18 protein-coding genes are annotated in these 21,152 nt (G+C 53.4%); 7 read left to right on the top strand and 11 right to left on the bottom strand.

The genetic code is table 11. The annotated features are described in order from the left end of the window. Window positions 1-25 precede the first annotated feature (25 nt). The 4 genes from FE839_RS04585 to yiaK form a co-directional block, all read right to left on the bottom strand. Window positions 26-1,345: an MFS transporter gene (locus FE839_RS04585; protein ID WP_138359588.1), complete on the bottom strand. Its 1,320-nt coding sequence runs from the start codon at window positions 1,343-1,345 to the stop codon at window positions 26-28. 105 nt (window positions 1,346-1,450) lie between these two features. After that, complete coding sequence (locus tag FE839_RS04580) at window positions 1,451-2,380, bottom strand: DUF4862 family protein (protein WP_138359586.1); 930 nt, start codon at window positions 2,378-2,380, stop codon at window positions 1,451-1,453. Window positions 2,381-2,402: 22 nt separating this feature from the next. Then, a complete protein-coding gene (locus FE839_RS04575; protein ID WP_138359584.1) occupies window positions 2,403-2,867 on the bottom strand; it encodes a YhcH/YjgK/YiaL family protein in 465 nt (154 codons plus the stop codon). Between the two features lie 11 nt (window positions 2,868-2,878). After that, complete coding sequence (gene yiaK, locus FE839_RS04570) at window positions 2,879-3,877, bottom strand: 3-dehydro-L-gulonate 2-dehydrogenase (RefSeq protein ID WP_071259234.1); 999 nt, start codon at window positions 3,875-3,877, stop codon at window positions 2,879-2,881. Between the two features lie 218 nt (window positions 3,878-4,095). On the opposite strand from yiaK, the gene yiaJ reads away from it, so the two are divergent. Next, window positions 4,096-4,914: an IclR family transcriptional regulator YiaJ gene (gene yiaJ / locus FE839_RS04565; RefSeq protein ID WP_138359582.1), complete on the top strand. Its 819-nt coding sequence runs from the start codon at window positions 4,096-4,098 to the stop codon at window positions 4,912-4,914. A gap of 117 nt (window positions 4,915-5,031) precedes the next feature. Further along, window positions 5,032-5,520 (top strand): 4Fe-4S binding protein, encoded by a 489-nt coding sequence (locus FE839_RS04560; protein ID WP_138359580.1) that lies wholly within the window; start codon window positions 5,032-5,034, stop codon window positions 5,518-5,520. Window positions 5,521-5,603: 83 nt separating this feature from the next. Here FE839_RS04560 and avtA read toward each other — a convergent pair whose 3' ends face one another. Both avtA and FE839_RS04550 read right to left on the bottom strand, forming a co-directional pair. Beyond that, entirely contained in the window at window positions 5,604-6,860 is a 1,257-nt protein-coding gene (avtA, locus tag FE839_RS04555) for a valine--pyruvate transaminase (protein ID WP_138359578.1), read from the bottom strand. 172 nt (window positions 6,861-7,032) lie between these two features. Further along, entirely contained in the window at window positions 7,033-9,063 is a 2,031-nt protein-coding gene (locus FE839_RS04550) for an alpha-amylase (RefSeq protein WP_138359576.1), read from the bottom strand. A 314-nt stretch (window positions 9,064-9,377) separates the two neighbouring features. Here FE839_RS04550 and FE839_RS04545 point away from each other — a divergent pair, with 314 nt between their 5' ends. Next, window positions 9,378-10,205: a protein bax gene (locus FE839_RS04545; RefSeq protein ID WP_138359574.1), complete on the top strand. Its 828-nt coding sequence runs from the start codon at window positions 9,378-9,380 to the stop codon at window positions 10,203-10,205. A 55-nt stretch (window positions 10,206-10,260) separates the two neighbouring features. Here FE839_RS04545 and xylR read toward each other — a convergent pair whose 3' ends face one another. From xylR to xylF, 4 genes are all read right to left on the bottom strand, one after another. After that, a complete protein-coding gene (xylR, locus tag FE839_RS04540; RefSeq protein WP_138359572.1) occupies window positions 10,261-11,439 on the bottom strand; it encodes a D-xylose utilization transcriptional activator XylR in 1,179 nt (392 codons plus the stop codon). Between the two features lie 183 nt (window positions 11,440-11,622). Further along, window positions 11,623-12,804 carry a xylose ABC transporter permease XylH gene (xylH, locus tag FE839_RS04535; RefSeq protein WP_138359570.1) on the bottom strand — a complete coding sequence of 394 codons (1,182 nt, stop codon included), beginning with the start codon at window positions 12,802-12,804 and terminating at the stop codon, window positions 11,623-11,625. Further along, on the bottom strand, window positions 12,782-14,323 hold the full coding sequence (locus FE839_RS04530; protein ID WP_138359568.1) for a xylose ABC transporter ATP-binding protein: 1,542 nt from the start codon (window positions 14,321-14,323) through the stop codon (window positions 12,782-12,784). Before FE839_RS04530 ends, xylH begins: the two co-directional genes overlap by 23 nt. A 64-nt stretch (window positions 14,324-14,387) precedes the next feature. Continuing rightward, window positions 14,388-15,380 (bottom strand): D-xylose ABC transporter substrate-binding protein, encoded by a 993-nt coding sequence (xylF, locus tag FE839_RS04525; RefSeq protein WP_138359566.1) that lies wholly within the window; start codon window positions 15,378-15,380, stop codon window positions 14,388-14,390. 380 nt (window positions 15,381-15,760) lie between these two features. Here xylF and xylA point away from each other — a divergent pair, with 380 nt between their 5' ends. Together xylA and xylB are read left to right on the top strand one after the other, a co-directional pair. Continuing rightward, window positions 15,761-17,083: a xylose isomerase gene (gene xylA / locus FE839_RS04520; RefSeq protein WP_138359564.1), complete on the top strand. Its 1,323-nt coding sequence runs from the start codon at window positions 15,761-15,763 to the stop codon at window positions 17,081-17,083. A 76-nt stretch (window positions 17,084-17,159) separates the two neighbouring features. Continuing rightward, complete coding sequence (xylB, locus tag FE839_RS04515) at window positions 17,160-18,614, top strand: xylulokinase (RefSeq protein WP_138359562.1); 1,455 nt, start codon at window positions 17,160-17,162, stop codon at window positions 18,612-18,614. A 15-nt stretch (window positions 18,615-18,629) separates the two neighbouring features. Here the strand turns inward: xylB and FE839_RS04510 are convergent, their stop codons facing one another. Beyond that, window positions 18,630-19,625: an acyltransferase gene (locus FE839_RS04510; RefSeq protein ID WP_138359560.1), complete on the bottom strand. Its 996-nt coding sequence runs from the start codon at window positions 19,623-19,625 to the stop codon at window positions 18,630-18,632. 180 nt (window positions 19,626-19,805) lie between these two features. Here FE839_RS04510 and FE839_RS04505 point away from each other — a divergent pair, with 180 nt between their 5' ends. Continuing rightward, window positions 19,806-20,111 carry a YsaB family lipoprotein gene (locus FE839_RS04505; protein ID WP_138359558.1) on the top strand — a complete coding sequence of 102 codons (306 nt, stop codon included), beginning with the start codon at window positions 19,806-19,808 and terminating at the stop codon, window positions 20,109-20,111. Window positions 20,112-20,238: 127 nt separating this feature from the next. Further along, a complete protein-coding gene (gene glyQ / locus FE839_RS04500; RefSeq protein ID WP_001168551.1) occupies window positions 20,239-21,150 on the top strand; it encodes a glycine--tRNA ligase subunit alpha in 912 nt (303 codons plus the stop codon). The last annotated feature ends 2 nt before the right edge of the window (window positions 21,151-21,152 follow it).

Here is a 21,152-nt window from a genome sequence, read left to right as displayed (position 1 = left end):
TAAGCGCTGCGCCCCGGGCATGGTGTTACGCGGCGTGCTTACACGGACTCATTGTCTTTGCCGGTGTCGAACCCGCATCGCATTTCGCGGGCAGCAACAACGCCAGCAGCGCGGCCAGCGCCAGGGAGATCGCCAGGCAATAGACGCCCGCATCTTTGCTGTACAGCGTGATCAGTACGCCAACCGCGTAGGGGCCGCAGAAGCCGCCGAGGTTGCCAAGCGCGTTGATAACGCCGCGTGCGCCGCCCGCCATCTCGGCGCTGAACAGACGTGCCGGGATCGTCCAGAAAACGCCCGCCGCCGATTGCAGGAAGAAGCCGCAGCCGACCAGCGCGGCATAGGCCAGCCAGATTTGGTTTTTCAGCGCCACCGACAGGAACATGCACAGGGCGAAGCCAATCAGCGGCAGGCAGACAAACAGTTTGCGTTTACCCGTGCGGTCGGAAAGGAAAGAGAACAGGAACATCCCGGCGATCGCACCGACGTATGGCAAAATGGCGAGCATACCGACTTGCCCCATGCTGCTGTGGGTCAGCTCTTTGAGGATGGTTGGCAGCCAGAGGGTGTAACCGTAAATCCCGGTCTGATAGAAGAAGTTCAGGGCGATAAGTTGCCACATGGTTTTGTCGGAAAGGACCGCGCTGAGAGAGGCGTTTTTGACTTCGCTTCCGGCAATGGCTTTCTGTTCTGCGGCAAGGGTTTCCACCAGATAGTTTTTTTCCGCCCCGGAGATCCAGCGGGCTTCCTGCGGCCGGTCATAAATGGTGTACGCCCACAGCACCAGCACGACGAGAGAGAGCAGACCTTCAATAATGAACAGCCAGCGCCAGTCGAGTACGGTGATTATCCAGCCGGAGAGCGGGGCGGTGATAATCCCGGCAATCGGCACAAACATAATCACAATGGCGTTCGCACGACCGCGTTCAGCGTCCGGGAACCAGTTGCTGATCATCGTCAGTACGACGGGCAGCATGCCGCCTTCCGCCACACCCAGTAAGAAACGCAGGGCAAGCAATTGATACTGGTTGGTGATTAAGCCTGTGAGGACGGAAATAACCGCCCAGGCAACCAGCGACCAGCCGATAAATTTCTTGCCGCTGCCGTGAACGGCGATTTTGCCGCCGGGAACCTGTAAGAACAGATAGCCGATGAAGAAAATCCCGCCAGCCAGACCGGCCATAGTGGCGGAAATACCTAATTCGGCATCCATTCCGCCAGGCATCGCGAAAGCAATATTCACGCGGTCCATATAAGAAATAATACAGGTAATCAGAATGGGCGGAATAATTCGCAGCCAACGCTGACGAGGTATATCTTTTTCTGTAGGGCGAGAGGTCATATTCATCTTCGTATTCTCGTAAAGTAAGTATTCTGGCGATGAAAAGTAAATTATTTAATGCCTGATGACGTTTTGCTTATCAGACCTACGCCGCCATCCGGCAACGTCTTATTATTTGGCGTTATTTAATGCCGTAATGCCGTCGCGTAATATCGCTACGCGGTGACTGACGTCGGCATTAGCGTTAATTTCCAGTAACTTAATACCCGTGAATTGCAGAACGTCTGTTCCTGCGCAGGTCAGTAATTCATGGGTATGTTCCTGCGTCATCATGCTGTCAGGGCAGAAAGGCGCGAAAGGCGCATGTAAATCCTGCCATTCGCCGTATTCACCGCTTTGCGTTGTACCGGAGAACATCAGCGCGCCGAGTTTGCCAGCCTGTTTCACCTGCTGCGTATGGGTTAGTGGCAGGGTGGTGTTGCGTCCTTCAATGGCGGAACGCGCCCAGTTAATGCAAACGCTGATGTCGTAGTCGGCAATCACCTCCAGCACGTTGTCCAGAGGCAGGAATCCTTTGCGCGGTGTGGCGCTGGTCATTGCGTCGCAGTGTTCCAGCACCAGGTCGCACGGCCAGTCCCAGCCAGCGATCTCTTTCACTGAACGGGCAAATGCGTCCGTTGCCTGCGCGACGTTTGGGTTATCGGCCAGCGGTGCGGCGTGCAGCTCAAGCGCGATCACTTTCCCGGCGCTTGCCGCGTTGATTGTCGTGATCTTCTGGTAAAGGTGGCGATAGTACGCCACACAGGCCTGACGCTGATCTTCATTGCTGGAGGCCAGCCCAAAGCCGCGGTTTTCACCGCGACGGCGCATGGTTTCCATAATCGCCGTCACGACGATTTGCCAGTTGCCTGGCGTATGGCGCAATAACCACGCGTCGCCGAGTGGGTGAAGATGTTCAAGGCAGGGTTGCTCCAGCCCACGAATATCAGGAGTATCGGAGAGTTGCCGCCAGAATTCCTTCTCTTCCTCTTCACTCTTTTGGTGAAATGAGGGTGCACAGGGATACGCACCGATAATATAACCGGTATTGTTCGTTTTCATGTTGTGCTCCAAAGATAACGTTTTATAAAGCGGATATTGCCACTTTAACGACGATTTTCCGTATGGGTGTCGCGACCGTTTTATTGCAGCCAGGGCGATGAACATCCTGCGGGAAAAAAATAGCGTAGCTTCCCGGAACCATTTCAAAGAAAGATTCATGTTCACTGTCGTGATAGAAAATAATATCGCGCTGTTCTAATAACGATTCGCTGATTTGGTTATTACCGGTGTCGATGGCAACCCCTATTTTTTCTTCACCCCAGGCGAGAAACTGAATATCCAGATAACGGCGATGAACTTCTGGACGGTTTTCAGCCGCAGTGCGGGTGGTTAAATCAATTATCTGGGCAAAAATATTTTTGCCGTCGATTTCCACCATCCCAGGGTCCAGCGTGCGAAAGTCGGTGGTACGTAAGAAATCGAGCGCCTTTTCAATCGCGTCTGGCAGACGACACGGATTGGGCTGTGCGATATGTCCAAATATCATGCTATGCCTCCTTACAGCGCCTGGATTTTGGCCCATACGCTGTCATCGACGGTGATGCCGTTGCGGCGGTTCTCATCCCGCAGCCGGGTAAATTCGTGGCCTGGCAGACGGATTGCCACGTTCTCATCGGCGCGCTCAGCGGTGGTGACGAAATCCATAATGCGCTGGAGTTTGGCATCGCGCGTGGCGCCATCAATCAGCTTATCGACCTCAATAGCGATGAAGATCTGCGAAACGCCGTATTCGTCGCTGTTTTCCTGGGTAACTTCGGCAACGGAAGCGCCGTCGGAAAGCAGGGTGGCGATCATATCCAGCACAATCGACAGACCTGACCCTTTCCAGTAGCCCATCGGCAAAATGCGGCGATTTTTTTCGATCACGCCAGGTTCTTTGGTCAAATTGCCTTCATCGTCGAACCCGCCGTCTACCGGCAGCTCACGTCCCGCCAGCCGGTTCACCTCTAACATGCCGTAGGAGAACATCGACATCGACATATCGATCATGGTTATTGGCGATGAAGGGATGGCGACGATCAGCGGGTTCGTGCCAATGCGGCACTCTTTTGACCCCCATGGCGGCATCACGGCGATAGAGTTGGTCCAGCAGATGCCGATGTAGCCTTTTTCCGCCGCCTGCCAGCCGTAGCTGCCGCCGCGCATCCAGTGGTTGGCATTGCGTAACGCCACCAGGCCGATGCCGTGGTCGGAAGCCAGTTCAATGGCGCGATCCATCATTTTTTTCGCCGTCAGATTGCCGATGGATCGCTGAGCATCCCACTGCTCGATGGCACCAAGGCTGGTGATGCGCTGCGGTCTGGCATCAGGAATGATGTCGCCATTATCCAGTTGCTGAATGAAACGGGGAAAGCGATTCACGCCATGCGAATAGACGCCGGATTCTGTGGTACGGGCAAACATCTCTGCACAGGCGTCAGCCGTTTCCGCCGCAACGCCGCGCGCCAGCAGCACCCGATTGAACGCCTCTTTTAACTGCTCAAAAGTCACTTTCATTCCTGCTTCTCCCGTTTATTTTTGACCACTTTTTTATCTTTAAATTTCACTATGCGAAATCTGATTTCAAATATAGCGATCAAATTTTGACAGATCAACGGGGTGGTCTATTTTTTAAAATCATCAAAATCAAATAGTTGTGTTTTTTTGGTTCAGATCGTGAACTGAAACACACTTTGCGCTACCATCAGAGCGCGACGAAAAGGGGAGCGGAAGCGATGGGCATAAAAGAGAGCGAAATGACGCAAGAAAAAGAGAGGCCAGCCGGTAGTCAGAGCCTGTTCCGTGGTTTGATGCTGATTGAGATCCTCAGTAACTACCCGAACGGATGCCCGCTGGCGCACTTGTCTGAACTGGCAGGGCTGAACAAAAGTACCGTGCATCGACTGCTACAGGGATTGCAGTCCTGCGGGTATGTCACCCCCGCGCCTGCCGCCGGAAGCTATCGTCTGACCACTAAATTTATCGCTGTCGGGCAGAAAGCCCTGTCATCGCTGAATATCATTCATGTGGCTGCGCCGCATCTTGAGACGCTGAATATCGCCACTGGCGAGACCGTCAACTTCTCCAGCCGTGAAGACGATCATGCCATCCTGATCTATAAGCTGGAGCCGACCACCGGCATGCTGCGCACCCGCGCCTATATCGGTCAGCATATGCCGCTGTATTGCTCTGCGATGGGGAAGATTTACATGGCGTTCGGCCATCCTGACTATGTTGAACGTTACTGGAACTCTCACCAGGATATTATTCAGCCGTTGACCCGGAATACCATCACTGGTCTGCCTGCTATGTATGATGAGCTAGCGCAGATCCGTGAACGTAATATGGCGATGGACAGGGAAGAAAACGAGCTTGGTGTTTCCTGTCTGGCGGTGCCCGTTTTCGATATTCACCGACGGGTTCCTTACGCTATTTCCATCTCCTTATCAACATCACGCCTCAAGCAGATTGGAGAAAAGAATTTACTGAAACCGCTACGTGATACGGCAGAGGCGATTTCTCGTGAGTTGGGATTTTCCGTGCGAGAAGACTAAGGCAAATGACCATTTATCCCGGATATTGGCGAGAAAAAGCGGCTGACTCCATTCAGGATCAAGGCGCGCGAGGGTTTTTTTCTGGCACTCTGCATTTTTATCCACAATGGAGCAAGGATGAATCGGTTTATTATCGCAGATGCGCAAAAGTGCATCGGTTGCCGTACCTGTGAAGTTGCCTGCGTGGTGTCCCATCAGCAGGATCAGGACTGTTCTGGCGTAACCCCAACGCGCTTTATGCCGCGGATCCGCGTGGTGAAAAGCGATAGTTTCTCGACTGCGACGCTGTGCCATCAGTGCGAGGATGCCCCCTGCGCGAATGTGTGTCCTGAGGGTGCAATTCAGCGTGAAAACGCGGTCTGGCGGGTGGATCAGCGCCGCTGTATTGGCTGTAAAAGCTGCATGGTGGCGTGTCCTTACGGGGCGATGACCGTGATGTGGATGGATGAGGGCATCCAGGCGCTGAAGTGCGATTTGTGCAGCCATCGCGAAGAGGGCCCGGCTTGCGTGGCAGCATGCCCGACCCAGGCGCTGCACTGTATGGAGCCGATGGAGCTGGAAAGAATGAGCGCCGAACGCCGCCAGAGAATGGCGCTGGCGATGTAGTGTCCAGCAACGTGTTTCCGTAGCCCGGTTAAGCGTAGCGCAAACCGGGAATATTCCTCAATTCCGGGCTACATGATGCGTCATTACGCGTCCTGCTCACGCCAGGCGCGTTCAACTTCTTCGGCAAGGATCTTCACCCCCGCTTCAATCTTCTCCGGGTCTGGCACATAGTTCATGCGCATGCACTGGTGCGTATGTGGCCATGGCTTATCCAGCCCCGGGAAGAAGTAGTCGCCCGGCACCATCAGAACACCGCGTTGTTTCAGGCGCTGGTACAGCAGCTCGGTGGAAATGGGCAGATCCTTAAACCACAACCAGAGGAAAATCGCACCTTCCGGCTTGTGGATCAGGCAACGATCTTCCGGTAGATAACGGCGAATAATGGCGATAGTTTCCTGGACACGCTGGAAATAGAACGGCTTAATTATCGTCTCCGAAAGTCGCAACAGATCGTTGCGTTTAATCATCTCACACATCATTGCAGGCCCTATACCACCGGGGGCGAGGCTAATAATGCCGTTCATATTACTGATGGCGGAGATGGTTTTTTCGTTGGCAATAATAATCCCGCAGCGGCTACCCGGCAGACCCAGTTTGGAGAGGCTCATGCACAGGACGATGTTTGGGTTCCACAGCGGCCGGGCATCGCTGAAAATGATCCCAGGGAACGGAACACCGTAGGCGTTATCAATAACCAACGGGATACCGCGCTGGTTAGCCAGCGCATCCAGCTTGATCAGCTCATCGTCGGTAATGACGTTACCGGTCGGATTGGTAGGACGGGAGACGCAGATCATTCCCGTCTCGTCCGTCACCTGCAAATGCTCGAAATCCACATGGTATTTAAACTGGCCTTCCGGCAGCAGTTCGATATTTGGACGAGTCGCGACAAACAGATCTTCTTCAAGGCCGGAATCGGCATAGCCGATGTACTCAGGCGTCAACGGAAACAGGACCTTACGGGTAGTTCCATCCGCCCGGCGGCCAGCAAAGAGGTTAAACAAGTAGAAAAATGCGCTCTGACTGCCATTTGTTAGTGCAATATTCTGCGGCCCAATCTCCCAGCTCAGCTCCTCGCGCAGCATTTTCGCCAGCAGGGAGAGCAGCTCGCTTTTACCCTGCGGGCCGTCATAATTGCACAGCGCATCAAGGGCTTTGCCGTTATTTAGCATGTCGGCCAGCAGGCTATGGAAGTAATCATTCATTTCCGGAATCTGTGCGGGATTGCCGCCGCCCAGCATAATAGCGCCCGGTGTGCGCAGGCCGTCATTAAGGTCTTCCATCAGGCGGGTAATGCCCGAGTGACGGGTAAATTTGTCGCCAAAAAGTGAAAATGTCATCGCGATTAGTCTATCGGTATCCCTGGAAAGTGGGTAACCATAACGCCAGCGCAGACAGTGTGCAAATCGAAGTATCAGGATGATGCTTTGTTTTTATTCTTATATATCGTCTATTTTTAGATGTTTATTCTGATAAAACGCCCCGATAGCCGGGGCGTCGCGGGGCAGCAAGTTACTGCTGTCCAGCCCATACCACCATTACTTTGTCATCACCGTATTCGCGGATAAAAGCGTAGCCTTTTGCCATCGGTAGTGTGGTTTGTTTACCCATGCCGATGGCTGGATGACGAGCGCGAAACTGGCCCAGTTTTTCCCAGTGGGCGACGCTGCGTGCGGCCTTGCTGCTGACATCCTGCCAGTTCATATCTGAACGCGTGCCCTGTAGCGGATCGGATCCGGTCGGGCCGAATGGCCGTGAGGACTCGTCGCCATAGAATATTTGCACTGCGCCTGGCGCCAGTAGCAGCAGTTCCGCTGCGGAACTGCCACCCTCACGAAACAGGCTGGTATCGTGAGAGGAAATGTAGCTTAATACATTGAAATTCTGCAATTTATCCGCCATTTGTTGCCAGGTCAGATCCATATTGGCCATGCAGCTTGCCGCTTTTGCCGCCTGATCCTGATAATCAAAATTCAGCATCGCATCAAAGCCGTGGCGATAATAATCGCTCTGCATCACCCCATGACCCCAGGCCTCGCCGGTCATCCAGAACGGCGCCTTATCCAGCGCTTTACCCGGGTTGGCGCTTTTCCATTCAGCCAGCGCTTGTGTGGCCTGGGTTTTTAATTGCTGCCAGGCGGCCTGTTCTACGTGTTTAGCGGTATCAACGCGGAAACCGTCGATGCCGTAATCGCGAACCCATTGACTGAGCCAGTGGGTCAGGTAATCGCGCGGCGTATAGCCGGGGATCGCTTTCGCTGCGGTGTCCGGTTTATGACGATAGAAATTTGGCAAACCAGAAGGCTCTGTAGATTCGGTTTTCACGTCCGGCAGGAAGGCCAGCGACATCGTCAGGTCATCAAAGCCGGGGTTATCGTAGTCACCAATGTCGGTGCGGATCCATTTTTTCCCCCACCATTTCTCCCATCCGGTTTTATCGCTGAAGTTGATGTAATCGTTAAAACTGTGCCAGCTCTGGCCTGCGTGAGGCGCCCAGTTGGTCCAGTGGGCGCCGAGGGTCTTTTTCAACTCATCGCCATGAATGTACAACGCGCCAAACTGATACTCCTGCATATCGGCCAGGGTCGCATAACCGGTGTGATTCATTACCACGTCGAACAGAATACGTATCCCCCGCTTGTGGGCTTCATCGACGAGACGACGGAGATCGTCTTCTGTACCCATATTGGCGTCCAGTTTTGTCCAGTCCAGGGGATAATAGCCATGATAGGCATAGTGGGGGAAGTCACCTTTGGTGCCGCCGCCAACCCATCCGTGGATCTGTTCCAGCGGTGAGCTAATCCACAGGGCATTGACGCCGAGCTGCTGGATATAATCAAGTTTGCTGGTCAAGCCTTGCAGATCGCCGCCGTGGAAGGTGCCGATTTCCTGCATGCCATCTTTGTGGCGGCCATAGCTATTGTCGTTAGCCGGATTACCGTTAACAAAGCGGTCGGTCAGGACGAAATAGACCGTCGCATTGTGCCAGTTGAACGGCGCGGCGGTTTGCGTCTCTGCGCGCTCAAGCAGCAGCAGACCATTGCTGTTAAGTGCTGGCTGGAGGGTAATTTTACCGCCTTTTACGGTCGTGATATTACCGCTGTAGAAATCGCGAACTTTACTGCCTTCGGCAAAGGATTTGCTGACGTCAATGGTCAGCGGTTTACCATCCCATTTCGGGCACTGCTTCAACTGGGGCGCGGTGGCGGAAACCTGTTTCTCTGCCAGCGAGATCATCAGGGTCGGTGTACCCGAGCGGGTATCGACTTCCAGGGTATAGCGGCCATCGCGGAACACACGCCATTGTGGCGGCGTATCACGACAGGGCTCCAGAGAGAGCATCTGGTTAAGTTTTATCGCGCCAGCAGGCTGCCAGCACTGCTGACTATCATTAATGCGCAGCGGCCGCGTTCCCTTTGTTACCTCGGTTTGACTGATAAATCTGCCGGTACCTTCTCCGGTAAAGGCGGGGAAATCGGCGGTTGTCCAGGCGGCGAAGGCCATCCCAGGCAACAATAACGGTGCAAGCGCTACGAGTTTCATTCCGGAGTTCCTGTAAGCGGTGTTTTGCTCAGTTTGCGCGTCAGCTCGTTTGATGAACTCATCCCGCCTGCGATTTTTCAGGGAGGATGAAAAGGGGTGAGTGATCTCGCTCAAAAAATAAGCAAAAATGAGATGGCGCTAGCATTTTTGCCTCTTTATAGCGGTGCAGAAATCCATTTCAGGTGACAGCTTTTCAGAATTGGACTATTTCTGAGGGTGCGCGATCTGGGTATTTTTGATACTATTCGCGATTCGTTTATCTATTTTTATGAAAAATAAGGCGTTGGAATGAGTGTATCCGACCAGGAGACCTAATGATATCGACTCCCATACGACGATATGGGGCTACGATACTCATGTTATTTACCTGTCTATTTTCAGGTAGTGTGCTGGCAGTAACGCACACAGCAACAACGAGTGATAAAGCCTCAGTTATCAAGAAGAAAAGTGCCGTTAAAGTTAGTAAGGTAAGCAGTAAACAAGAGTATTCTCGCAATAGTGTAAAGAGCAGTTCACTTCCTGATTTGCGAAAATACCCTTCCGGGACACCAAGGAAAAGGGCGTTTCTCCGGACGGTAATGCCTTATATTACGAAGCAAAACCAGATGATCACCGCCGATCGTAACTGGCTTGTCTCTAAGCAGTACGATGTTCGCTGGTCGCCGGCTGAGCGTGCGCGTCTGAAAGAGATCGCCTCACGTTATAAAGTGAAGTGGTCAGGCAATACTCGCCATATTCCATGGAACTCGCTGCTTGAGCGCGTCGATATTATTCCGACCAGCATGGTGGCAACGATGGCGGCGGCGGAAAGCGGCTGGGGAACATCCAAACTGGCGCGGGTTAATAATAATCTGTTTGGCATGAAGTGTGGCGGCGGTAACTGTCGTGGCGCGATGAAGGGCTACTCTCAGTTTGATTCTATTGAGCAGTCCGTTCAGGCGTATGTGAGAAATCTGAATACGCATCCGGCTTATTCGTCGTTCCGTAAATCGCGGGCGCAAATGCGTAAGGCCGATCAAGAGCTGACCGCCAGCACGATGATTCATAAGCTGAAGGGCTATTCGACCAGAGGGTCGAGTTACAACAACTATCTCTTCGCCATGTATCAGGATAACCAGCGGTTGATTGCCGCCCATATGTAATCACTGATACAGGTTTAATGCCCGACGCGTAAGCGCGGGCATTTTTCTTTGTGTTCTACATCATCACTTCGCTATGCCGGTCGCGATACTCCTTCGGCGTTACATCGTACTCTTTCTTGAAGACCGAATAGAAATATTGCAGCGATGGGTAGCCGCATATCTGTGAGATCTCGTTAATCGACAGAGTGGTGGAAACCAACAGGCTGCGTGCTTTTTCTAACTTTTCGCTGTGGATCACCGTATGAATCGTCTCGCCCACTTCTTCTTTGAAGCGTTTTTCAAGATTGGAGCGAGAGATACCGATGGCATCCAGCACTTGCTCAACTTTGATCCCCTTGCAGGCGTTATTGCGGATATAGTGCATCGCCTGAATCACTGACGGATCGGACAGCGAGCGGTAATCGGTGGAGCGGCGGCCGATCACCCGCATCGGTGGAATAAGCTGACGCTGAAGGGGTAACTCTTCGTTTTCCAGCAGACGGTGCAGCAGTTTTGCCGCCTGATAGCCCATCTGGCGGGTGCCCTGGGCAACGGACGACAGGGCGACGCGTGACAGGTAGCGGGTGAGCTCTTCGTTATCAATGCCAATAACGCACAGTTTTTCCGGCACCGGAATATGCAGCAGTTCGCAGGCCTGTAATATGTGGCGCGCGCGGGCATCGGTGACGGCGATAATACCGGTGTGTGGCGGTAGCGTTTGCAGCCAGTCAGCGAGGCGATTTTGCGCATGCTGCCAGTTTTCCGGCGCGGTTTCGAGCCCCTGATACACCACGCCGCGATACTTCTCTCTGGCCACCAGTTGACGGAAAGCATGCTCGCGCTCGGCCGCCCAGCCTTTGCAACTGGTGGCGGGCAGACCATAAAAAGCAAAGCGGTTGATGCCTTTTTCCTTCAGGTGGAGGAAGGCGCTCTCAACCAGTGCGGCGTTGTCGGTGGCGATATAGTGAACGTTCGGATAACATTCCGGGCGATGAAAAGAGCCGCCAACGCCGACAATCGGCACATCAACGTCGATCAGCAGATTTTCAATTTCCGGATCGTCGTAATCGGCAATAACGCCATTACCTAACCATTCCTTAATATTTTCAATTCGCGTGCGGAAATCTTCTTCAATGAAGATGTCCCATTCCAGTTGCGATGCCTGTAAATATTCACCGACCCCTTCAACGACCTGTCGGTCATAGGCTTTATTGGCATTGAATAACAGCGTAATACGATGGCGCTTTTCAAACATAGTGTTGTTCCTGGTCTCTCTTACCGACCATACAATACTGGCCAATGCCCGGGTTATTTCAAGCGATCAGTACCTAAGAGATCTCCCTGTGAGGACGATTTTGCTTGTTCTTTTGAACCTGGGCAGGTTTATTGTTGAACGCTCCCTCGAAGCGGCCCGAGGGAGAAGAGAAACGCGCCACTATCAACTGCGTCGTTTCGTTGCTGAATCCATCCATACCGCCAACAATAAAATGACGCCTTTAACGATGTACTGCCAGAATGTGGCGACGTCCATCATGCTCATGCCGTTGTCCAGCGCGGACATAATAAACGCCCCCATTACGGCCCCCGCAACGCTGCCTACGCCGCCCGCGAGGCTGGTACCACCGATGACGCAGGCGGCGATGGCATCCAGTTCCGCGATGTTACCGGCAGAAGGCGAGCCGGCTCCCAGACGCGAACTAAGAATGAGTCCGGCGATAGCCACCATCAGGCCATTAATGGCAAATACTGCCATCTTGGTTCGTTCAACACTAATACCAGATAGACGCGCGGCCTCCAGATTGCCGCCGATAGCGTAGATGCGCCGCCCGAAAGCAGTGCGTGTGGCCATAAACATCCCGGCGAGCAGCAGCGCGGTGAGAATCAGTACCGGCGTCGGTACGCCGCGATAGTCATTGAGCAGCCAGATAGCGCCCAGCACGATAATGGCGGTCATTGTCTGGCGACCCACGGTCAAGGCCGATGCCGGCGTTGCCAGCCCTAACGCCTGACGCCGCATGCGACTGCGCCATTGCCAGATGATAAAGAGAGCCATTCCTGCCACGCCGATAGCAAAGCCAATACCGTCGGGCAGGTAGCTTTGACCAATTTGCGACATTGCCGCGCTGGTGGGGGAGACGGTGGTCCCGTTGGTGATACCTATCAGAATACCGCGAAACGCCAGCATACCGGCGAGAGTAACGATAAACGAAGGCACTTTGCGATAGGCGACCCACCAACCGTTCCAGGCGCCCAGCAGCAGGCCAAGCGCCAGGGTGACCACGATCGTCAGCGGTAACGGCCAGCCGAACCAGACGTCAAAAATCGCCGCCGCACCACCAAGCAGGCCCATCATCGATCCGACGGAGAGATCGATTTCAGCGGAAATAATCACAAATACCATGCCAACCGCGAGAATACCGGTGATGGCGGTCTGGCGCAGCAGATTGGAGATATTGCGCGCGCTCAGATAAGCGCCTTCGGTGGTCCAGGTGAAAAACAGCATAATCGCCACGATAGCGGCGATCATCACGAAGACCTGGAGGTTCATCCCTTTGAGTCCGGACAGCGCGCCTGAGGCGGATGGGGTGAGTTTGATTTCAGACGACGTGTTCTTCGACATGGCGTTCGCTCCTCAGCGCGGCTTCCATCACCTGTTCCTGGGTCAGGTTCTGGTTGATTAAATTGGCTTTCAGTTTACCTTCATGCATTACCAGCACCCGGTCGCTTAGTCCCAGCACTTCGGGCAGCTCGGATGAAATGACGATGACGGCAATCCCCTGTTGCACCAGTTGGTTAATCAGCTTGTAAATTTCGTACTTGGCACCGATATCAATGCCGCGGGTGGGTTCATCAAGAATCAAAATGCGTGGGTTCAGCAGCAGACAGCGGGCGAGTATTGCCTTTTGCTGATTGCCGCCGCTGAGACGACCGATCGCCAGCTCCGGTGAGGAGGTTTTGATTTTGAGGCGCTGGATGGATTGCTGAATGCAGTGCTGCTCGCCGGCGTCGTCAAGGCTGCTCATCGGGCCGGTAAACTGATTCAGGGCGGCGAGGGTGATGTTTTTGCCTACCGCCATCACCGGCACGATACCATCCTTTTTTCTGTCTTCAGGCACCATGGCAATGCCCTGCGCGATGGCTTGCTGGCAGGTGTGAATGTTGACCTGCTGGCCGTCAATAAAGATTTTTCCCTGCCAGCGGCCCGGCCAGACGCCAAACAGACACTGAACCGCTTCGGTGCGCCCCGCGCCAACCAGCCCTGCGATGCCCAGAATTTCACCACGGCGTAATGAAAAAGAGATGTCGTTGACCCGTTTAATATGGCGGTTGACCGGATGCCAGGCGGTTAAGTTTTCCACTCGCAGGATTTCGTCACCGCAGCGGTGGGCTTCATTTGGATAGAGGGCGGTAAGCTCCCGACCAACCATCATGGTGATAATGTCATCTTCATTCATGCCGTCAGCATGACGAGTGCCGATATGCTGTCCGTCGCGAATGACGCAAATCGTGTCAGAGATGGCTTTGACTTCATTGAGTTTGTGAGAAATGTAAATACAGGCGATACCGTGGTTTTGCAGATCGCGAATAATGTTCAGCAAAATCGCCGTTTCTTGTTCGGTTAAGGAGGCGGTGGGTTCATCAAGTATTAACAACCGCACCTGCTTGTTCAATGCCTTGGCTATTTCAACCAGCTGCTGCTGGCCGAGGCCTAAATCTCCGACGCGAGTATCAGGAGAAATGGATAAATTGACCTGGGCCAGCAGCTTCTCGCAGCGTAAGGTCATGGTTTCATAATCCAGCAGACCATGGCGGGAAATTTCCACGCCGAGGAAAATATTTTCCAGGACCGTCAGATGTTTTACCAGCGCCAGCTCCTGATGAATGATGGCGATCCCTTTGCGTTCGGTATCGCGAATATGGCCAGGCCGTAGGGTTTCCCCGGAAAAAATAATTTCGCCTTCATAGGTACCGTGCGGATATATCCCACAAAGTACCTTCATGAGTGTGGATTTACCTGAACCGTTTTCTCCACATAACGAGACCACTTCCCCGGCGTTAAGCCGCAGGCTGACATTATCAATCGCCTTCACTGTGCCGAAGGTTTTGCTAATGTTTTTCATTTCAAGTAACCAGGACATATCTACTCCGCATCAGCAATATCCGGCTGGATGAGGTTAGCGCCCCGGAAAGGGGCGCCTGCGTTCACAGCTCGCTCTTTTTGTGGAAGCCGTCTTTAATTACCGTCTGCTCTATATTGTCTTTATTCACCTCAATAGGCGTCAGCAGTCGTGATGGGACATCTTTTAGCCCATTATTGAGCGTGGTGTCGGCCTTCGGCTGTTTATCGTTACCCAGTTCGACGGCGATCTCCGCCGCAGTGGTGGCAAGGGTGGTAATCGGCTTGTAGACGGTCATCGTCTGGGTTCCGGCGATAATGCGTTTCACACCGGCGAGGTCGGCATCCTGGCCAGAAATCGCCACTTTACCCGCCAGCCCCTGGGCGCTTAAGGCCTGAATGGCGCCGCCGGCGGTGGCATCGTTAGAGGCGACGACCGCATCAATTTTGTTATTGTTGGCGGTCAGGGCATTTTCCATGATTTTCAATGCATTTTCTGGCAACCAGCCGTCGACCCACTGATCGCCAACGATCTTAATTTTCCCGGCATCAATATAGGGTTTAAGGACCTTCATTTGCCCGGCGCGGAAAAGCTTCGCGTTATTATCAACGGGTGACCCGCCCATCAGAAAATAATTACCCTGAGGCACTTTATCGACCAGGCTTTGGGCCTGCATTTCCCCCACTTTTTCGTTATTAAAAGAGATATAAAAATCAATATCTGCATTATTAATAAGACGATCGTAGGCCAGGACCTTAATTCCTTCCTGTTTGGCCTCCTTAATGACATTACTCAGTACCTGGCCGTTATAGGGAATAATAACCAGAACATCGACGCCGCGATTGATCATATTTTCAATTTGCGACATTTGCGTTTCTTCGTTGCCATTGGCTGACTGAACAAATACTTTTGCGCCTAATGATTCTGCTTTGTTGACAAAAATATCGCGATCTTTTTGCCAGCGTTCAAGACGCAGGTCATCAATAGCCATACCTATTTTAACTTCTTTCGCGATACCCGACAGGCTGGTCAGGAGGAGTGAGGCGCAGAGCGTTAGACAAAGGTTCTTTATCTTCATAATAATAACACCTTTTCTGTAGAGTGCAGGATAAACGAACGATAAAACGAAGCGGCCTGATACACATTGACACTGCGGATTCTTAACCCAGGAAAGAACCTTGGCAATTATCTATGCTTATTTTAGAGTTATGAAATTTTGTTTATTTGTGAATTTATGATCGCGATCTTATTTTAATAATCAATGATCCGCCTATTTCATCGTACTCTCTATATGTCAGTAGCAAAATCAGAGCGTCAGGTATTATTTTTGCGACCTGGCGCACGTTTGTGGATTCTCTCAATTACGGTGTGAAATAACGTAATTGAGGAAACTAAAAAGAGAATTCTATATTGGGCTATGACTTATTCCTCGCCGCACCCCTGAATATGGAGCTCATTATGCAGACCTATTTCGATCAACTCGATCGCGTTCGTTATGAAGGCCCGAAATCCGCTAATCCACTGGCTTTTCGTCATTACAACCCGGATGAGTTGGTTCTGGGTAAACGTATGGAAGAGCACCTGCGCTTTGCGGCCTGCTACTGGCACACTTTCTGCTGGAATGGCGCTGATATGTTCGGCGTCGGTTCTTTCGACCGTCCGTGGCAGCAGCCGGGTGAAGCGCTGGAGATGGCGAAACGTAAAGCTGATGTCGCGTTTGAGTTTTTTCACAAACTGAACATTCCCTATTACTGTTTCCATGATGTTGATGTTTCTCCGGAAGGCGCGTCGCTGAAAGAGTACGTTAATAACTTTGCGCAGATGGTTGATGTTCTGGCGGCGAAACAGCAGCAGAGCGGTGTCAGGCTGCTGTGGGGCACGGCGAACTGCTTTACTCACCCGCGTTACGGCGCTGGCGCGGCTACAAACCCGGACCCTGAAGTGTTCAGCTGGGCGGCGACGCAGGTCGTGACGGCGATGGAGGCAACCCATAAACTGGGCGGCGAAAACTACGTTCTGTGGGGCGGTCGTGAAGGTTATGAAACGCTGCTGAATACCGACCTGAGACAGGAACGCGAACAGATCGGCCGCTTTATGCAAATGGTGGTTGAACACAAACACAAAATTGGCTTCCAGGGAACGCTGCTGATTGAGCCCAAGCCGCAGGAGCCCACCAAGCATCAGTATGATTACGACGCATCCACCGTGTATGGGTTTCTCAAGCAGTTTGGCCTGGAAAAAGAGATCAAACTGAACATTGAAGCTAACCACGCGACGCTGGCAGGCCATACTTTCCATCACGAAATTGCCACGGCGATCGCCCTCGGTCTGTTTGGCTCTGTCGACGCGAACCGCGGCGATCCGCAGCTGGGTTGGGATACCGACCAGTTCCCGAACAGCGTCGAAGAAAACGCGCTGGTGATGTACGAAATCCTTAAGGCGGGCGGCTTTACCACCGGCGGCCTGAACTTTGATGCTAAAGTTCGTCGTCAGAGCACCGATAAATACGATCTGTTCTACGGCCACATTGGCGCGATGGATACCATGGCGCTGGCCTTGAAAGTGGCGGCCCGCATGATTGAAGGCGGTGAACTGGATAAGCGTGTCGCCAAACGCTATGCCGGCTGGAATGGCGAACTGGGTCAGCAAATCCTCAAGGGCCAGATGGATCTCGCCGATATTGCCCGGTATGCGATTCAGCACAACCTGGCGCCGCAGCATCACAGCGGTCATCAGGAGCTGCTGGAGAACGTGGTTAACCGTTATCTGTTTGATAATTAATGATGATGCCCGGCCAGTCCGGGCATTTGTTATAACAGTGGCTCTATTTTATTCGCGCCAGTTAAGGAGAGGCTGTATGTATATCGGAATTGATCTGGGCACCTCGGGGGTCAAGGCCATTCTGCTTAATGAGCAGGGAGACGTTGTGGCTTCGCATAGCGAAAAACTGAGCGTCTCGCGTCCGCATCCGTTGTGGTCTGAACAGGATCCCGAACACTGGTGGCTGGCGACGGACAGCGCAATGAGAGCGCTGGGCGCGCAGCACTCTCTGCGCGATGTTAAAGCAGTCGGTATTGCCGGGCAGATGCACGGCGCGACGCTGCTGGATAAGCAACAACGCGTTCTACGCCCGGCGATTTTATGGAATGACGGCCGCTGCGGCGAAGAGTGCGCGTTATTAGAAGAGAAAGTCAGCCGCTCGCGGCAGATAACCGGCAATCTGATGATGCCTGGATTTACTGCGCCGAAGCTGCTGTGGGTTCAACGCCATGAACCGGAAATCTTCCGCCAGATCGATAAAGTTTTACTGCCAAAAGATTATTTACGTTTACGGATGACCGGCGAGTTTGCCAGCGATATGTCTGATGCGGCCGGAACGATGTGGATGGACGTGGCGCGCCGTGACTGGAGCGACGAGATGCTCGCTGCTTGCGGCCTGAGCCGCGCTAACATGCCGGCGCTGTTCGAAGGCTGTGACGTTACGGGGGCGCTTCGCCCTGCGGTCGCACAATCATGGAATATGCCGGAAGCGCTGGTGGTGGCCGGTGGTGGCGACAACGCTGCGGGCGCGGTTGGTGTGGGAATGGCGGATGCTGGTCAGGCGATGCTGTCGCTGGGGACCTCCGGCGTCTATTTTGCCGTCAGCGACGGATTTCTTAGCAAGCCGGAAAGCGCCGTTCACAGTTTCTGCCACGCGCTGCCCGGACGCTGGCATTTGATGTCGGTCATGCTGAGCGCGGCGTCCTGCCTCGATTGGGCTGCGAAGCTAACCGGTCTCGGCACGGTTCCCGCGCTACTCGCGGCGGCGGAATCGGCGAATGACGGTGTCGATCCGGTCTGGTTTCTGCCTTACTTATCCGGCGAACGCACGCCGCACAATAATCCGCAGGCGAAAGGCGTATTTTTCGGTCTGACCCATCAGCATGGTGCGGCTGAACTGGCGCGAGCGGTGCTGGAAGGCGTCGGTTATGCCCTGGCGGATGGCATGGATGTGGTTCACGCCTGCGGCATTCAACCGCAGAGTGTGACTCTGATTGGCGGCGGCGCGCGCAGCGCGTACTGGCGGCAGATGCTGGCGGATATTAGCGGCCAGCAGCTTGATTTCCGTACCGGCGGAGATGTTGGACCGGCGCTTGGCGCGGCAAGACTGGCGCAACTGGCGTTGCATAAACATGTCGCCTTCTCCGATTTGCTCCCGCAGTTGCCTCTGGAGCAGGCCCATCGTCCGGATGCCGACCGTTTTGCCCGTTACGCTCTGCGTCGGGAAACCTTCCGGCAGATTTATCAGCAGCTCTTACCGTTGATGTCCTGATACTTTCGCCTGTGCTTAACTCAACAGGCGACGGCGATCGAACCGTTGAACCAGGGCTGATAGCAGCAGGCTTCCCAGCAGCGCTGCGCTGAATATCCAGGCAATGTCGAGGAACGGCCAGCGGGTGATTTCCAGCCCGCTGGCGCGCAATGCGTGGATAATTAGCGCATGAAAACCGTAAATACCTAAGGAGTGCCGCGCGATCGGCGCAATTATCGGTATCGGGCGCGTATTCAGCGTATTTTTGACCAGCGTCAGCAGGGTTATCGCGCAGACAAAAACCGCCGGGCCGCAGTATAAATACCAGGTATCGCCAAAATCGCCGCGCCAGCGCAGTTCGTGCAGCGTACCGCGTGATATGCCCCATACTGCCGCGATGAAAAGGGCAGCACAGAGTGGCGTCAGTCCTTTTTTGTCGGTGTCCATCATACCGATTGCGCGTCCCAGCACCCCGTACAGCACGTAGTAAAAGGTATCGCCGTTAATGTAGAGATTTATCGGCAGCCACGTTATTCCCCCCGCTTTCACCGCCACCATATTCGGATTCGCGATAATGCCGGTCACCAGCATCAGCGCCAGTAGCATTTTGCCACTAACCTGTTTGACCTGAATCAGCGGCGAAAGCAGATAGATCACGGCGATGGCGAAGAAAAACCACAGATGATAGAACACCGGCTTTTGCAGCAAATTCTTCAGCGACTGTTCGACGTTGATATGGGTGAACAGGGTGATATAGAGCAGCGATAGCGCGCTGTAAAAGAGAATGCAAAGCGCGATGCGCAGAAAATGCCGGGGGCGAGCGCTGCGCTCGCCGAAAAACAGATAGCCTGAAATCATGAAAAACAGCGGTACGCTGACGCGGGACGCCGAGTTAAGCAAATTTGCCATATCCCAGGCCAGCAGGCTAATGGCGTGCGGATGAGTAATGTACCACGCGGTGCTGTGAATCATCACGACCATCAGGCAGGCAATACCGCGCAAATTGGTAATCCAGTTTATTTTTTCCTGCATCAGTACCTCGGTATCCCCTTGCCAAAGAGGGTCTGACTGCTCTTATCCGCTGGCATCGCAGTGGAATAATCTGAGTTTTTCGCCATCGACTTGTCGGGGCGGGGCGCAATTCGCACAATAATCATGTTATTTCATATAACCTTAACGATAATAACTTGCTAACAAGGCGGTCGAGAAAAAATGGTGATGAAGTCGGTATTTTGTGGACTGCTGTTGTGCCTTCTTGCCGCTTGCAGCGAAACGGCACCTCCGCCAGCGCAGCAGACACAAAGCGCGCGGATAACGCCACAGATAACCCTCAATATGGAACAACTGTGCAAGGACAATGCTGCCGTTCGTTACCGTACAGGCGTGGGGCAGATTGATGTCAGCCATTTTGCCCAGTTCCAGGGAAGCTACGAGCTTTCAGGGCATACTGAACGTAATGAGCGTTTTATCTGCTCTTTTGATCAGGACGGTCAGTTTTCGCATCTTTCGATGCGCTAAATAGCTACCTGGCGGCGTTAATTTCCGCAATTTTCCTTAAACAATCCCGTTTCATACTGTATATCTCGCAGCCAGCGGGTATACTGACTCCTTCCTTTAAATCCACACGTATCCAGCACGAAATAATATGCAAAAGTTTGATACCAGGACCTTCCAGGGCCTGATCCTGACCTTACAGGATTACTGGGCTCGTCAGGGCTGCACCATTGTTCAACCACTGGACATGGAAGTCGGCGCAGGGACTTCTCACCCAATGACCTGCTTGCGCGCACTGGGGCCAGAGCCGATGGCGACCGCCTATGTGCAGCCTTCTCGTCGTCCGACCGATGGCCGCTACGGCGAAAACCCAAACCGTTTACAGCACTATTATCAGTTCCAGGTGGTGATTAAGCCATCGCCGGATAACATCCAGGAGCTGTATCTCGGTTCTCTGAAAGAGCTGGGGATGGACCCGACGATCCACGATATCCGTTTCGTGGAAGATAACTGGGAAAACCCGACGCTGGGCGCCTGGGGTCTGGGCTGGGAAGTGTGGCTGAACGGCATGGAAGTAACTCAGTTCACCTACTTCCAGCAGGTTGGCGGTCTGGAGTGTAAGCCGGTTACCGGTGAGATCACCTACGGTCTGGAACGTCTTGCGATGTACATTCAGGGCGTAGACAGCGTTTACGACCTGGTCTGGAGCGACGGCCCGCTGGGTAAAACCACCTATGGCGACGTGTTCCATCAGAATGAAGTGGAGCAATCCACCTACAACTTTGAATACGCCGATGTGGATTTCCTGTTCACCTGTTTCGAACAGTATGAGAAAGAAGCACAGCAACTGCTGGCGCTGGAAAACCCGCTGCCGCTGCCTGCTTACGAGCGTATTCTGAAAGCCGCCCATAGCTTTAACCTGCTGGATGCGCGTAAAGCCATCTCCGTCACCGAGCGTCAGCGCTACATCCTGCGCATTCGCACCCTGACCAAAGCAGTGGCAGAAGCTTACTACGCTTCCCGTGAAGCCCTTGGCTTCCCGATGTGCAACAAAGACAAATAAGA

The sequence above is a fragment of the Klebsiella indica genome, from assembly GCF_005860775.1.
Lineage (GTDB): Bacteria > Pseudomonadota > Gammaproteobacteria > Enterobacterales > Enterobacteriaceae > Klebsiella > Klebsiella indica.
This window is presented reverse-complemented; position numbering and strand designations above follow the sequence as displayed.